The sequence below is a fragment of the Desulfosalsimonas propionicica genome, assembly GCF_013761005.1.
Lineage (GTDB): Bacteria > Desulfobacterota > Desulfobacteria > Desulfobacterales > Desulfosalsimonadaceae > Desulfosalsimonas > Desulfosalsimonas propionicica.
In genome coordinates this window covers 232428-246569 of sequence record NZ_JACDUS010000002.1, presented here as the reverse complement: position 1 = coordinate 246569, position 14142 = coordinate 232428, and the positions used below count along the sequence as shown (strand labels likewise).

The following is a 14142-nucleotide window of genomic DNA, read 5'->3' as shown; positions in this document are numbered from 1 at the left end:
ATCGGTCAGTCATGGCCCGGATGGGCCACGGTCATGCTCAGATCCACGAACCGGGCGGCATGCGTCAGCGCCCCCATGGAAACAATGTTTACGCCAAGCTCTGCCAGGCGGGCAATGCGTCCGGCATCCACCCGGCCGGAAACCTCGATTTCAGCCCCATTGCCGATTTGTGCCGCAGCTTCTGAGATAGCGGCATCATCCATGTTGTCGAGCATGATCACATCCACCCCGGCGTCCATGGCCTCTTTAACCTGGGCCAGGGTTTCGGTTTCCACCTCTATTCGCACAAGATGCGAAATCCGCCTGCGGACCGTGTTGACTGCGGAGGTGATGCTGCCGCAGGCCGCAATATGATTGTCTTTAATCAGCACCCCGTCATAGAGTCCCATACGGTGATTAAAGGCCCCGCCCACGCGAACGGCATATTTCTCCAGTACCCGCCAGCCGGGTACTGTTTTGCGGGTATCCGTAAGCCGGATGGGTGAGGAGCCCAGAGCATCCACGTGCCTGCGCACGTGAGTAGCAATCCCGCAAAGGCGCTGGAGAAAATTTAAGGCAATGCGCTCGCCAATCAGAAGGGTGTCCAAACGGCCGGTCATTTCGGCCACCACTGTTTCCGGACAATCAATGAAATCCCCGTCTTCAGCCTTTGTCTGAAATGCGCCAAGACTTCCCACGCGTTCATAGATCCGGGGCACGAGGCTGAGCCCGGCAATGACCATGGGCTCTTTGGCCGTAATCCAGGCCCTGCCCTGCCGGCCTGAGATGCCCAGGGCACTGGTGGTGATATCGCCGTGGCCGATATCTTCTTCCACGGCCAGGTCGATTAACCGGCTGACCGGCGGAGAAAAGAAAATTTCATGGCCCCGGGTCATGTCTGCACCGATTCGATTTGTTGGATTTTTTCCCGGTTGACTTCCAGCTTTCCGATTTTTTCGGTTGCATCCGCGTGCTGCTGTCTGACCTGCTCCACCACATCAGCCGGTGCCTTGGACAAAAATCCCTGGTTGTTTAATTTTTTTTCCAGGCCCTGGATTTCCTTTTCCAGCTTGGAGATTTCCTTGTCAAGCCGCGCCAGTTCCTTTGCAAAATCAATCACCCCTTCCAGGTAAACCGATACAGCGGCGCAGCTGGCAATGGCCGTAGCTGTTCCCCTGGGTTTTTCCCCTGCAGGAGCGATTTCCAGATCTGCAATCCGCGCCAGGGTGACAATCATGTTCTTATGGCTTTCCAGGTTGGTGCGCACATCGGCATCCTCTGCCTGAACAAGCACGGACAGGGATGCAGACGGGGAAATGTTCATCTCCCCGCGAATGTTTCGCACTGCGGTGATGACTTCCATGATCTGCTCCATGCCGGTTTCTGATGTTGCATCGGCATTGATCTCCGGCAATTTTGAATCACGGCCCGGAAACGGCGCGCGCATGATGGAATCGGAAGTGCCGGGCAGACGGTGCCAGATTTCTTCTGTGACAAAGGGAACAAAGGGGTGCAGCAGAATCAGCACATCATGGAGCACCCGCCACAAAACAGCCCGGGTCGCATTTTGGGATTTTTCGTCGATTTTTCCATAAAGCGCGGGTTTGGCCGCTTCCAGGTACCAGTCGCAGAACTCGTGCCACACAAACCGGTACAACCCGTTTGCCCCTTCATTGAAATAATAACTGTCCAGAGAGTCGGAGACCAGCTTTGTGGTGCATTTGAGCCGGGAAAGAATCCAGCGGTCTGCCAGGGACAGATCGGATTCCGCAAATTCCGGGTGCTCGGCTTCCAGGTGCATCAGGGAAAACCGGGCCGCATTCCACAGCTTGTTGATAAAATGCCGGTAGCCCTCGATGCGCTTTTCAGACAACTTGATATCTCTTCCCTGGGCGGCAAAGGCGGCCAGGGTAAAGCGCAGGGCATCTGTTCCGTAGTTTTCAATCACACTGATGGGATCAATGACATTGCCAGAGGACTTGCTCATTTTCTTTCCATCAGCATCGCGCACCAGGGCATGGACATAGACATCGTAAAACGGCACCTGCGCCATGAAGTGAATGCCCATCATCATCATCCGGGCCACCCAGAAAAACAGGATGTCAAACCCGGTGACCAGCACAGAGGTGGGATAGAATCTTTCCAGCAAAGGCGTTTTTTCCGGCCAGCCCATGGTGGAAAAGGGCCAGAGTGCAGAGGAAAACCAGGTGTCTAACACGTCCGGGTCCTGGACCAGGGCGATAGAGCCGCAATGCGGGCATGCCTCGGGCGCTTTGGTGGCCACGATCAATTTTTCACAATCCGAGCATGTCCAGGCCGGAATCTGATGGCCCCACCAGATCTGGCGGGAAATGCACCAGTCCCGGATGTTTTCCATCCACACAAAATAGTCGTTTTTCCATTTTTCCGGCACTATGCGCGTCTGTTCCTGGCGAACCGCATCCACTGCGATTTCGGCCAAAGGGCGGGTTTTGACAAACCACTGCCTGGACAAATTGGGTTCCACCACTGTGGCGCATCTGTAGCAGTGGCCCACACTGTGCTCGTAGTCTTCAACTTTCACCAGAAGTCCCTGCTCCTGCAGGGCACTGACAACAGCCTCGCGGCACGCAAACCGGTCCATGCCCGCAAAGTCCCCGGCAGCCTCGCTCATGATGCCGTTGTCATCAATGACCTTCACAGATTCCAGGCCGTGTTTTTCTCCCACAACAAAGTCGTTGGGGTCATGGGCGGGGGTGATTTTCAGCGCGCCGGTACCGAATTCCATATCCACGTACTCATCGCGGATAATCGGAATTTTGCGGCCGGTTAAGGGCAACATCACGTGATTTGATGAAATATCGGCATAGCGGGCATCGTCCGGGTGCACGGCCACGGCCGTATCCCCGAGCATGGTCTCCGGGCGGGTGGTGGCCACCACCGGGCCGCCCTCTTGGTTTTCATAAGGATACCGGATGTGGTAGAGATGTCCCTGAAGGGTTTCATGCTCCACCTCAATGTCGGCCAGGGCTGTATTGCAGCGGGGACACCAGTTAATGATGTAATTTCCCTGATAGATCAGGCCCTGCTCGTAGAGTTCCACAAAAACCTTGCGCACGGCCGCAGACAGGCCGTCATCCATGGTAAACCGCTCCCGGCTCCAGTCGCACGAGGCGCCCAGGGATTTCAACTGCCGGATAATGGCGCTGCCGTATTTCTGCCGCCACTGCCACACGGCCTGAATAAAGTCCTGCCTTCCCATCTGGTGGCGGTCAACCCCGTCTGCGGCCAACTGGCGTTCCACCACATTCTGGGTGGCAATGCCGGCATGGTCGGTGCCGGGCAGCCAGAGCACATTGTCTCCGCACAGCCGGCGATACCGGCACAAAATGTCCTGCAGGGTGGTGTTAAGGGCATGGCCCATGTGCAGCACGCCCGTTACATTGGGCGGCGGGATGACAATGGAGAAGGCTTCAGCGTCATTTGCCGGATTTTCATCGGCCTGAAACAGTCCGTTTTCCTCCCAGTACGCATACCAGCGCTTTTCCACTTCAGCGGGCTCATAGCCCTTGTTGATCTCTTTGCCAGACATTTGTTTTATTGCACTCCAATTCATAAAAAGATGGGGATTGAATCAATCCCCATCAGCAAAAGTTTTGTTTGCAGGCGCATCATCCGGGCCGGCTCCGGGCCCGGTTGATGCGGGTTACTCTTCTGTTTTGCAGGCCAGCAGGTATTGCTTGAGATGTTCAATATCCTCTGAGACTTTCTGCCAGATCACTTCCTTTAACACCCGGTCGATCATATCGCCGTAACGCTTCTCAATAACGCGCTCCAGCGCCTGCTCAAGCTGCTGCCCGGAAACCGCCGCCACCTCTTCGGTCAACTCAAGAATATCATCGCTGCCATTTTCAGTGCCACTGGCATTTTCATCGCCGTTTTCGGTCCCCTTGCCGTCAACGGCTTTTTCTTCCCCCTCTACATCCGCACCGGGCTCAATTTCCTCCACAAGCTCAATGATTTCATTTTCAGGCGAAACCAAACCAAAGTCAAACGCTGAATCCCGGGACAAATCCATTTGCCGGGAATCGCCGGACTCATCCCCGGTTGCCCCGGAAATGCCGTTTCTGGCTTCGTCAAGCAAGCCCTCGGTCATCTCCACAATGGCATCATCATCCTCAGAAGTGCCCACAACGATTTCAGAAAGCTCGATGATTTCTTTGTCCGGATCCTTCTGGCTGTCTTCGGTCATAATAATGGGCCTCCCTGGAAAATTCAGTGCCGAATATGTTTGATGGAATCGTAAAACGTCCTGAAATGAATATAATCGTCAACCAGTAAAGAAATAACTTATTGATTTTACTTAATACTTAATCACTTCAAACCTAACACTGCCTGTAAAAAAGACTTTTTACAGGCGCATCCAGTTTACTGTCTGTTGAAAATCCTGTTATAATCCTGTAAAATTATCTTAACCGCCTGATGTTGTCAAGAAATTTGAATCCTGCCGGAAAACCCGGCCGGCCTTGGTCCGATGGGCCCGAAATCGCAAACTTTATTCAATACAGCCATAACGCATGAGACGATTCTACATAAACCCGTCGGAACTGGAGCGCCCCGAGCCCTGCATTACCGGAAAAGAGGCCCGTCACCTGAAAACCGTGCTGCGCCTGTCAGCCGGAGACCGCATCCGGGTCACCAACGGAGCCGGCCGGATCTGCGATGCCCGCATCATTTCAATAGAAGAAAAGACCGTGCGGGTTGTGATCGAAAACCGGATTGAAGCCGGCAATGAATCGCCTCTGGACCTTATTGTGGCCCAGGGCTTTTTAAAAGACAAAAAAATGGATGAACTTGTGCGGCATCTCACCGAACTCGGGGTGACCCGGTGGATTCCCATGATGACCCGCAGAACCGTTGCCCGGCCGGATGCCCGCCGGATGAAAAAGCGCATGGAGCGGTGGCAGGCCATTTCCCTGGAGGCCATAAAGCAGTGCGGCCGAAGCATGGTGCCGGAGATTGCGCCGGTGATGGATTTTTCCGAAGTGCTGTCTTTGGGGGCAACCGTGGATGCCCGATTTTTTTTCTGGGAACAGGCCCGGGCTCCCCTGGCTGATACTGCGGAAAACAGCCCGGGTGCCATACTGCTGCTGCTGGGCCCCGAAGGCGGGTTTACGGAAAACGAAGCCGCGGATGCTGAAGCTTCCGGATTTTCGGCGGTTTCAATGGGATGCCGCATCCTTCGGGCTGAAACCGCCGCCATTTCCGCCTGCACCCTGGTCCAGTATGTTTTCGGGGATCTCCAAAAAAGTCCTTGACAGGTTTTACCACATTGCCTATACATTTTTTAAAAATTTACGCCGAGGTAGCTCAGTCGGTAGAGCAGGTGACTGAAAATCCCCGTGTCGGTGGTTCAAATCCGCCCCTCGGCACCAATAAAATCAATAAGTGAAGGCGGCCCCTAAAAAGGCCGCCTTTCTTATTTGTGATGGCGTCGTAAAAAGTCCGATATCTGCGTTACGCGCAATTTCTCAGAATTTCACGTACAGATAACTACGCTGCATTCTTCGAAATTGCGCAAGCCTTGATCTTGAACTTTTACGGCGCCATCTGAAAACTTACTTTTTACGAAACCATCAACCTTGAACTTTGAACGAAATTACTTAGAAGTCTTTTTTACAGGCAGTGTTCAATTTTAAGGGATTCAGTGTTCAGTAAACCCGTCAGGACGGATTTAATACAACACCTACCGGACAGTGATCCGAGCCGTAGATGTCATTGTCGATAAACGCGTCTGCAATCCGGCCGCTGTCAAACAGGTCTTTTGTAACGAAAAAGCAGTCGATACGCCACCCTGCGTTGTTTTGGCGGGCGTTGAACCGGTAGGTCCACCAGGAGTACTTCACCGTATCCGGGTAAAAGGCCCGGAAGGTATCCACATAACCCCTTTGCTCGATATGATCGAGCCAGTCGCGTTCAATGCGCAAAAAACCCGAGCGGTTGGCATTGGATTTCGGATTTTTCAGGTCAATTTCATTGTGGGCGGTGTTAAAATCACCAGCAACAATAACGCCTTTGCCCTGTTTGCGCAAATCATCGGCATGATCAAAAAACGCATCGTAGAAATCAAGCTTGTACTGCAGCCGCTCATCACTCATCTGGCCGTTGGGAAAATAGACATTGAAAAAGACAATGTCTCCCAAATCCATCTCTATGACGCGTCCTTCGTCGTCAAAGCGCGGCTCGCCGATGCCGTAGCGAACGTGTTCGGGGGTGATGCGGGTATAGGTGGCCACGCCGCTGTAGCCTTTTTTCACTGTTGCGTGGCTGAAATAGGCTTCGTAATCCCTGACCCTGTGCATGCTTTCTGTGAGCTGGTCCTGCTGGATCTTGGTTTCCTGGAGAGCCACGATGTCGGCATCGAGTTTGTCAATGGATTTCAGAAAATCCTTTTTCATGACCGCGCGAAGGCCGTTGACGTTCCAGGAAATCAGTTTTAAAGGGCTTTGCACCATGGCTGTCTCTCCTTATTCGGATACCGGCTGCAGATCAACGGATGGCAGAACAATTGCGCGGATACATATCACATCCGGGAGAGAGCAGACAATTGTTTTTCCTTAAAAAAACAATTCGAAACATTCACCATTGCAACTGGAAGGCAGGCCCGGAAAGTGACCCAAGCGCTGAGCCATGCCCTGTCTGCTTGACTTTCTGTCTTTCGATGCTAACATCAAAAAAATGAAATCACGATTTCCATTGCCGGTCAGAATTTTTATCTGGGTCTTTTTGGTTGCCGGATGTTTTTTGTCTGCATGCGATCAGGGAGATGGCGTCAAAAAAGTCAACCTGAACCAGCGCAGACAAATCCAGACGCCCACGGAGCTCGACTCGCTGACCTATGCATGCCTGCCGCAGTACTCCCACAGAGTGTCGTTTGCCAGGCATCACCTGATGGTGGAATATATTGCCGAAAAAACCGGCCTGCCCATCCGGCAGGTTTTTCCGGACACATTTAAAGAGCACATGGAAATGGTCAGAGATGAAAAAATCGACATCTCATTTTCCAATCCCCTGGTTTATACCCGGATTGCAGACCGTTATCAGGCTAGGGCGTTTGCCCGCATCGTGGAAAAAAACAAGTCCCCCACCTTCAGGGGCCAGATCATCTGCCGGGCAGACAACAAAGCCATTGAAAATCTCCAGGACTGCAAAGGCAAACGATGGATGGCCGTGGATCGGGCATCGGCTGCAGGCTACTTGTTCGTCCTGGATCATTTTATAAAAAACGGCATTTCCAAGTCCGATTTCCAAAACATATCCTTTGCCCCCGGGCCCGGCGGCAAGCAGGAAACCGTTGTCCAGGCCGTGTACCTGGGGCAGGCCGATGTCGGCTCCATTCGGGAAGGCACCCTTGAGCTGGTCAAGGACCGGGTGGATCTGACGGCCATCCGCATACTGGATCAAACCCGGCCATTTCCGAGCTGGGTGTATGCCGTAAGAAAAAATCTGGAATCTGAAATGGAGGACAAAATCAAACAGGCTTTGCTGGAATTAAACCCCGACAATGCCGATCACCGAAAAATTCTTCAAAAGGCGCATTTTGAGGCAGTTATTCCGGCGCAGGATGCCGACTTTGACGCCATCCGCAGGCTTCTGGAAAAAGTCGGAGAAAAACCATATGAGTAAACTGGCCATCTCCTTTCAGCGCCTGAAAATTAAAAGCAAACTGCTGTTGGGGCTGTCGGCTGTTGTCCTGTGTCTGGGCCTGATTCTGGGCATTATCGGCACTCATATTGCCTCCACTGAACTGATAAAGGAAAACAAGGAACGCGGCAAGGTGCTGGCCGCCAACCTGGCCTACAGATCTGATGAAGCCTTGCTGACACGGGATTTTCTGCGCCTCAAAAACCTGCTGGATGAATTAAAGAGTGCCAATTCAGATCTTGCATATGCGTTTATCCTGAATTCAGCCGGCCGGGTACTGGTGCATACCTTTGAGCAGGGGTTTCCGGTGGAGTTGTTCAATATCTACCCGGAAAACCGGCCAAACAACGATGTCACAAGCATGCTTCTGCTGACCAATGAGGGAAAGATTTACGATTTTGTCCAGCCCGTGGAAATCCAGCAGGAACCCATCGGAACGGTACGCATCGGCATACACAGACAGCGGCTGGAAGCCATGATCAACCGGCTGCGTCTCTGGATTTTCGGACTCACCGCTGCGGTCACCATTGGCGCCATAATACTGGTTCTGTGGTTTTCCTCAAAATTTACCAATCGCATCAAATGCCTCACGGAATCAGCCAATGAAGTCATCAAAGGCAATCTTGAGGTCCAGTCCGCCACAGAGCCCAGGCGCCAGTGCTGGCAAATCAACAAGTGCCAGGCATACTCCTGCCCCGCCTACGGCGATACCCGGCGAAGATGCTGGTATATAACAGGAACCCTTTGTCCTTCCTACCATTTGAAGCAGGATGCCCAGGGCGATTTAAACTGCCTGAACTGCCCGGTTTATCAGCAGAATGCAGGAGATGAGATCCAGGAACTGGCAGAAGCCTTTGATTACATGGCCATGACCCTGCAGGAGCGCATTGACCAGGCCCGCAGCGCGGAAAAGGAGCTTTCCAGGCAAAAGGAACTGCTGCGCACAACCCTGGACGTCACTCCCGACATGGTGGCCCTGCAGGATGAAAACCTGGTGTACCGGGCTGCGAACAAGGCCTTCTGCTCTTATTTTCAGTTAAATGAATCCGATATTGTGGGCAAAACCGATTTTGATATTTTCAGTGAATCCCAGGCGGATCAAAATTACCATGAAGACCGGCAGATCCTGCAGACCGGAAAGCCCATGTCCAAGGAAATCAGCGTCAAACAGGGGGACATGGTGATATGGTTTCATATCTTAAAGGTTCCGGTGTACGCCGAGGGCCGGATTTCCGGGCTCCTGCTGACCGCCCGGGATATTACCGTCATCAAGCAGTACCAGGATCGCCTGGTGCAGTCCCAAAAAATGGAAGACCTGGGCCGGCTGGCCGGCGGAGTTGCCCATGAGATCAACACGCCTTTGGGCATTATTCTGGGTTATGCCCAAATGCTGCTCGAAGACGTGGACTCTGACAGCCAGATGGCGGCGGATCTGAAAATCATCGAAAAGCAGACCAAAATCTGCAGCAGTATTGTTTCAGACCTGCTCGGATTTTCCAGACAGAGCCAGACCACACGCACGGATGTGGATATCAATGAATCCATACAGGAGGTCATCTCCCTTGTGGAGCATACCTTCAGCTTAAACCGGGTCCGGATTCTCTATGACCTGGATCCCAACATCCCGGAAATCGAGGGGGACAAGGACAAGCTCAAACAGGTCTGGTTAAACCTTTTAAACAACGCCCTGGATGCAATTGAACATGACGGCTGCATCCGGATCACAACCAAGCTTTGTGCCCACCGGCGGCGTGTGGCCCTTACCGTCACCGACACCGGCACGGGTATCAAGCAGGAAATCTTAAACAAAATCTTTGACCCGTTTTTTTCCACCAAGCCGGTTGGCAAGGGCACCGGGCTGGGCCTGTCTGTGACGTTTGGCATCATTCAGAATCACGGGGGCCGGATCAATGTTTTGAGCCCGGCGCCCAAAGAGTATCTCCAGGAGATGGGAAATTCCGATTCATGTACCGGCCCCGGAACCGTATTTCTCGTGGAACTGCCCCTCTGGCAGATGGAGCTTCCGGAAGAAGAGTGCGAGGAACTCGGGCTTCCCCCAACCACACGACAACCCTGATGATTTCGGAGGTATGAAATGAGCAGCATTATGGTCCTGGACGATGTGGAGGATGCCGGCGCCATGATCAAACGCATCCTTGAACGCAAAGGACATTTTGTGGCGGTTTTTACAGAAGAGCGCGACGCCCTGGCCCACGTACACGATCAAAATGTGGATATCGCCATTCTGGATATCAAGCTGAAAAAAATCAGCGGAGTGGAGGTCCTGCGGCAGATCAAGGAAGAACGTCCGGATACCGATGTGGTGATGCTCACGGGCTATCCCACCCTGGAAACCGCCAAGGAAGCCATGGGTTACGGCGCCCGGGAGTATCTGGTCAAGCCCATTGACAAAAACGAACTTGAAGAAAAAATTGCCGGCATTCTGGAAAGCCGGGAAGCATCTGCCTGATGGCCCAAAAAATCCAGGAAACCGCATCCGGACCCATTCCACTGACCCGGGTCCAGCGAATCGGCTCACAGACGCGTCACTTGCTGGAAAACTGGTTTTTGCGAACCTGTTTTCCCGGATCTCTGATCCGCAAAAAATACGCTGCATTCCAGCACCTGCGCGCCGGCGACCGCCGGGCTCTGGAACTCATCTCCCAACTGGAGGAAATCCGGCAGAAAAACAGCGCCTGCGACATCGAATACATTCGTCATCTGCTGGGTCTTTTGGATTATGAAATCCAGGTCCTGATCGAGGCACTTGTGCGGTTCAATCCGGTGAAATACGCACTTTTGCGCAATTACCACCGCAAATACGCCTTTTATGCCCACATGGCCCTGGCCGAAGATGATCCCAAAACCGATCCGCCTTACGTGCTGGGGCTGGACCAGGAGTTGTCCGAATCCCTGGCTGGCGGAAAGGCGGCTCCCCTTTCCCGGCTGATCCGGGATTTCGACATTCCCGTTCCTGCCGGAATGGTGATGACCACAAGGGCGTTTTACCGCCTGCTGGCGGCCAACGACCTTACCGCCTGGGTTCAAAGACAGCTGGCCCGCATCGGGCCAAACAATCATTCAGAAATAAATGAAATCAGCCAGGCCCTCCAGTTTGCCGTCACCGAAGCCCAAATGCCGCCTGAGCTTGAAAACGAATTTTTAAGCGGCATCAACCGACTGGGTATTGAAAACGAGCCCCTGGCGCTGCGCAGCAGTGCCGTGGGAGAAGATCTGCAGGCTTCTTTTGCCGGACAGTTTAAAACCTGTTTGAACGTGGGCCCGGAAAACTGGTTTGAGGCCTACAAGCAGGTGGCGGCCAGCAAATACAGCCCGCATGCCATCCATTACCGGATGCGCCAGGGCTTTACCGATCAAATGACACCCATGGCCGTGCTGATCATGCCCACCATTGCGGCAAAAATCAGCGGGATTCTTTACACACGCGACCCCCACCGGCCGGAACTGGCTGTCTCCTACATGGTCACCGGCAGCGGGGAGAATCTGGCCGACGGCGGGCAGTACCAGGGCCGGGCCGATTTTGACCGACAAAGCCGCAGGGTGGGCAAAGTGGCGCCCCGGGACTTTCTCGGCCCGGATATCCTGGAAAACCTGTTTGGGCTGGGAATGAAACTCGAACATGCCGCAGGCCGGGTGCCCCAGGATGTGGAATGGCTTTTGGACACCTCGGGAAAGCTTCGCATTCTTCAGTCCAGACCCCTGGGAATGCCGGTTGCAGATACGCCCGATAGTCAGCCGGATTACCCGGAAAGCGCGGTTTTGATAACGGGACAGTGGGTCAGTTCCGGGCAGACCGCCGGACGGGTGTACAAGCTTAACGATTTGAAATTTTTATCCGACATACCCGACCAGGCGGTATTGGTGACCGATGACCTGCCGCCGGAACTCACCCTGGTATTAAACCGGGTCCGGGCAGTGGTGGCGGAGAAGGGAAGCCCGGCCTGCCATTTTGCTTCCGTGGCCCGGGAAGCCGGCATTCCGGTGATCTGCAACGCCCGAGGAGCAGCCGATACCCTGGAAAACCAGCAGGATGTCAGCATTGACGGCAACACGGGAAAAATTCTGGCCGGCACTTTTTTCCGGGCAAAACCCGGCAAAACAGCATCCGCCGCCCCGCAAACCCCGGTAATCCAAAAGCTGGCCGATGCATTGAGATATGTCTCTCCCCTCACCCTTCCGGATTCTGAAAGTCCGGATTTTACCATTGGATCCTGCCGGAGCCTTCATGATATTGTCCGCTATGTGCATGAAGCCGGGGTTCGAGAGATGTTTTCCCTGGTGGGCCGGCGGGGGCTGGACCGCTACGGCGCAAAACGCCTGGAGTCCGGACTGCCCCTGGTGATGCATGTGCTCGACGTGTACAAGGGGCTTTCCCCGGAGGCGGCCGGTCAAAAATCGGTTGCGCTCAAACACATTGAGAGCCTGCCCATGCGGCAGCTCTTTGACGGCCTGGGCTCGCCGGCAGTGCAATGGAACAGCGGCATTCTGCACTATGACTGGGATGCATATTACAAAAGCTCAGCGGATTTCGTGGATGTTGAGAAATCCACCCTTTTTAGCAGCTACGCCATCGTGGACCGGGAATATCTGCATGCCCTTCTTCGGTTCGGGTATCATTTTGCCGTCCTGGATTCGGTTCAGGGAACGGTCCCTGAGCAAAACTACATTCATTTCAGCTTCAAAGGCGGGGGCGGCAGCCCGGACCAGCGGGACATGCGAATTTATTTGATTCAAACCATCCTGGAACATTTCGGATTTGTGGTGCATACAACCTCAGATTTGCTGGAAGCCGCGCTTGACCGCAAATCCATGGACGATACCGGGACCGGACTGGTGGTGCTCGGCATTGTGCTGGGCAAAACCGTCATGCTCGACATGCGGCTGGAAGACCAACAACAGATTCAAACCCTTGCCCGACAAATCATACAGGAAACCCATGATATTTTTTCCGTCCAAGAAAAAAGGTGATTTCATTTATCCCCTGACCTGGGTGACACCTCAGCTGGCAGTGGGACATGCGCCCATGTCCATTGCAGAGCTCGACAGCATCAAACACCAGGGCATCCGGGGCATTATGAACCTGTGCATGGAAATCAGGGAATTGGTTGCATTAGAAGAGCAGCAGGGGTTTGAAGTGTATTACCTTCCTGTGCGGGATGAAGGGTTTCCGGAGATCAATGAACTGGAAAAGGCCCTGGACTGGCTCGATGAATGCATTTACCTGGGCAAAAAAGTGCTGGTTCACTGCCGTTTCGGCATCGGCCGGACCGGCACGATTGTGTATGCCTATCTGCTGCGCAAGGGATATGATACCAAAAGCGCGGCCCGAAAAATGCGCGGCATCCGCTCCCAGCCCACGGAACAGCCCCAGAAACGGTTTCTGCACCAGTACTGGAAAAAAGAAAAGCCTTATAAAATATCCATGGAACCCTCTTTGGCTCCGGGTTACAAAGTGGATCTCCAGCCCTATTATGACCAAACAAAAGCCGCCCTGTCCGGAACCGAGGCAGATGTGCCGGAAAATGCGGCCCGTTGCGGAAAAGATCATTGCCAGTGCTGCTTTACCCCGGTTACCATGTCCCTTGCAGAGGCCGTTTACCTCCAATTCGGGATTAACACCCAGCTCAGCAGCACCTTTCGCCAGCAGGCCATTGACCGGGCCATGGCTTCAAACACGCCTTCAGAAGACCGGTATCCGGAAAAAAAACCGCCCTGCCCGCTTCTTGACAACGATGTTTGCCTGCTTTATGCGTTCAGGCCGGCCCAGTGCCGGGTATTTGACCGCACAACCCGGGAAATGACCAAAAACTCCGCATGGCAGCTCATGGTTCTCTCCCATGAACTGCTGGAAGTCTTTCTCGAAGATACCACACCCTACACTCCCCCGGAAATCAATTTGCCGGACGTGGTGTCCGGCAAATTTGTTCAGCAATTGTTTCACCTGATGGCCGGGGACAGCGCCGACCCTGTCATCCCCCCGGAATCAGGGCAGTGATCATGATAAACATCATGGTTTAAGCGTCACCTGTCTGGTATTTAAAGGATAGTTTCACCACTGCGCGAAAAGATGCCACCTTGCCGCCCTCGATTTTGACATCCAGATCTTTGACCTCGGCCACACGGGTATCCCGCAGGGATTTGGAGGCTGTTTCAACTGCGTTTTTCACTGCCTCCTCCCAGGATGTAGGGCTGGTGCCGACCAATTCGATAAATTTGTACACGCTCTCACTCATGGTCCCTCCTTGTCCGTTAAGTTTGAAAGAAAACCTATGTTTAATATAAGAAACCCTGTTTGCTTTGTCCAACGATTATTTGGCTTGCTGCCCAAAACCACCCGCCAGTTCGCGAATTTCAGACCCTGCACGGGCAAGCCTTGCATTTGCCGGGCAAGTGATTATAGTGTAACCATCGAAAATAACCACTGAATATCAATGCCTAACTTGTAAATCGCTCAATTTA

At 53.4% G+C, this 14142-nt stretch carries 11 protein-coding genes and 1 tRNA gene; 7 read left to right on the top strand and 5 right to left on the bottom strand.

Annotated elements, in window-relative coordinates:
• Window positions 1–5: 5 nt before the first annotated feature.
• The 3 genes from nadC to HNR65_RS04460 all read right to left on the bottom strand — a co-directional run bounded on the left by nadC (window position 6) and on the right by HNR65_RS04460 (window position 4210).
• Window positions 6–875: a carboxylating nicotinate-nucleotide diphosphorylase gene (nadC, locus tag HNR65_RS04470; RefSeq protein WP_181550264.1), complete on the bottom strand. Its 870-nt coding sequence runs from the start codon at window positions 873–875 to the stop codon at window positions 6–8.
• Complete coding sequence (locus HNR65_RS04465; RefSeq protein ID WP_181550263.1) at window positions 872–3550, bottom strand: valine--tRNA ligase; 2679 nt, start codon at window positions 3548–3550, stop codon at window positions 872–874. Before HNR65_RS04465 ends, nadC begins: the two co-directional genes overlap by 4 nt.
• A gap of 114 nt (window positions 3551–3664) precedes the next feature.
• Window positions 3665–4210, bottom strand: coding sequence for a hypothetical protein (locus HNR65_RS04460; RefSeq protein WP_181550262.1), 546 nt, complete (start codon window positions 4208–4210; stop codon window positions 3665–3667).
• A gap of 325 nt (window positions 4211–4535) precedes the next feature.
• Here HNR65_RS04460 and HNR65_RS04455 point away from each other — a divergent pair, with 325 nt between their 5' ends.
• Window positions 4536–5276, top strand: coding sequence for a 16S rRNA (uracil(1498)-N(3))-methyltransferase (locus HNR65_RS04455; RefSeq protein ID WP_181550261.1), 741 nt, complete (start codon window positions 4536–4538; stop codon window positions 5274–5276).
• Between the two features lie 41 nt (window positions 5277–5317).
• Window positions 5318–5393: transfer RNA gene (locus HNR65_RS04450), tRNA-Phe, on the top strand.
• Between the two features lie 288 nt (window positions 5394–5681).
• Here the strand turns inward: HNR65_RS04450 and HNR65_RS04445 are convergent.
• Window positions 5682–6473 carry an exodeoxyribonuclease III gene (locus HNR65_RS04445; RefSeq protein ID WP_181550260.1) on the bottom strand — a complete coding sequence of 264 codons (792 nt, stop codon included), beginning with the start codon at window positions 6471–6473 and terminating at the stop codon, window positions 5682–5684.
• A 289-nt stretch (window positions 6474–6762) separates the two neighbouring features.
• Here HNR65_RS04445 and HNR65_RS04440 point away from each other — a divergent pair, with 289 nt between their 5' ends.
• Genes HNR65_RS04440 through HNR65_RS04420 form a run of 5 tightly spaced genes read left to right on the top strand, consistent with a single transcriptional unit; the run spans window position 6763 to window position 13678 of the window.
• On the top strand, window positions 6763–7644 hold the full coding sequence (locus HNR65_RS04440; protein WP_232364652.1) for a phosphate/phosphite/phosphonate ABC transporter substrate-binding protein: 882 nt from the start codon (window positions 6763–6765) through the stop codon (window positions 7642–7644).
• Window positions 7637–9739 carry an ATP-binding protein gene (locus HNR65_RS04435; RefSeq protein WP_181550258.1) on the top strand — a complete coding sequence of 701 codons (2103 nt, stop codon included), beginning with the start codon at window positions 7637–7639 and terminating at the stop codon, window positions 9737–9739. The genes HNR65_RS04440 and HNR65_RS04435 overlap by 8 nt, the downstream gene beginning before the upstream one ends.
• Window positions 9740–9757: 18 nt before the next feature.
• Window positions 9758–10132, top strand: a complete 375-nt coding sequence (locus HNR65_RS04430; protein ID WP_181550257.1) for a response regulator — start codon at window positions 9758–9760, stop codon at window positions 10130–10132.
• The gene (locus tag HNR65_RS04425; protein WP_181550256.1) at window positions 10132–12651 is read left to right on the top strand and encodes a PEP/pyruvate-binding domain-containing protein; all 2520 of its coding nucleotides are present in this window, start codon (window positions 10132–10134) and stop codon (window positions 12649–12651) included. Before HNR65_RS04430 ends, HNR65_RS04425 begins: the two co-directional genes overlap by 1 nt.
• The gene (locus tag HNR65_RS04420; protein WP_181550255.1) at window positions 12620–13678 is read left to right on the top strand and encodes a protein-tyrosine phosphatase family protein; all 1059 of its coding nucleotides are present in this window, start codon (window positions 12620–12622) and stop codon (window positions 13676–13678) included. Before HNR65_RS04425 ends, HNR65_RS04420 begins: the two co-directional genes overlap by 32 nt.
• A gap of 19 nt (window positions 13679–13697) precedes the next feature.
• Here HNR65_RS04420 and HNR65_RS04415 read toward each other — a convergent pair whose 3' ends face one another.
• Window positions 13698–13916 carry a dodecin family protein gene (locus tag HNR65_RS04415; RefSeq protein ID WP_181550254.1) on the bottom strand — a complete coding sequence of 73 codons (219 nt, stop codon included), beginning with the start codon at window positions 13914–13916 and terminating at the stop codon, window positions 13698–13700.
• Window positions 13917–14142 lie beyond the last annotated feature (226 nt).